This window comes from Streptomyces calidiresistens (genome assembly GCF_014141525.1).
Taxonomy (GTDB): domain Bacteria; phylum Actinomycetota; class Actinomycetes; order Streptomycetales; family Streptomycetaceae; genus Streptomyces; species Streptomyces calidiresistens.
This window is the reverse complement of record NZ_VKHS01001604.1, coordinates 1-403: the sequence shown is the minus strand read 5'-3', so window position 1 is coordinate 403 and position 403 is coordinate 1. Positions and strand designations below refer to the sequence as shown.

Genomic DNA, 403 nt, shown 5'->3' with positions numbered 1-403 from the left:
GGCATCATCCACGGCGATCGTTCCTGGATTGCTCCGCTGGCGCTGATGGTGTTCGTGTGGGTCACGCTGATGAACGCGGTCGACTTGGTCCCGGTGGACTGGGTCACGGGCGTCAACCACCTGCTCGGTACCTTCGGCGTGCACGTCCCGCACCACCGCGCGGTGGCCACGGCTGACCTGAACGGTACGTTCGGCATGTCGTTCGCTGTGCTGATCCTGATGATCTACTACAGCTTCAAGATCAAGGGCGCCGGCGGCTTTGCACACGAGCTGCTGTCGGCACCGTTCGGCGCAAAGTGGTACCTCGCGCCATTCAACCTGATCCTCAACATCATTGAATTCCTCGCCAAGGCTGTGTCGCTGGGCATGCGGTTGTTCGGCAACATGTACGCGGGCGAACTGG

At 61.5% G+C, this 403-nt stretch carries 1 protein-coding gene; it reads left to right on the top strand.

Annotated elements, in window-relative coordinates; genetic code table 11:
- A partial coding sequence (locus tag FOE67_RS28460) for a F0F1 ATP synthase subunit A (RefSeq protein WP_182667651.1) occupies window positions 1-403 on the top strand: 403 nt, incomplete at both ends.